Annotated in this window: 1 pseudogene; it reads left to right on the top strand. The window is 59.5% G+C overall.

The window, feature by feature from the left end:
• Positions 1-205, top strand: a pseudogene (locus tag IAE27_RS29480) (oxaloacetate decarboxylase); the annotation flags it as partial.

Below are 205 nucleotides of genomic sequence, written 5' to 3'. Positions count from 1 at the left end.
TCCGGCCCACACCCTGCAGACCTGGCTTGACCTGACTGAACAGCTGCTGGAAACCGGCGTCGATTCCATTGCGATTAAAGACATGTCCGGCATTCTCACCCCGATGGCCGCCTTTGAGCTGGTCAGCGAAATCAAAAAGCGCTATGACGTGCGCCTGCACCTGCATGCTCATGCCACCACCGGGATGGCGGAGATGGCCCTGCTG

The sequence above is a fragment of the Klebsiella sp. S69 genome (genome assembly GCF_016516145.1).
GTDB classification, from domain to species: Bacteria; Pseudomonadota; Gammaproteobacteria; order Enterobacterales; family Enterobacteriaceae; genus Klebsiella; species Klebsiella oxytoca.
The sequence above is the reverse complement of the archived record's forward strand: the minus strand, read 5'-3'. Positions and strand labels throughout refer to the sequence as shown.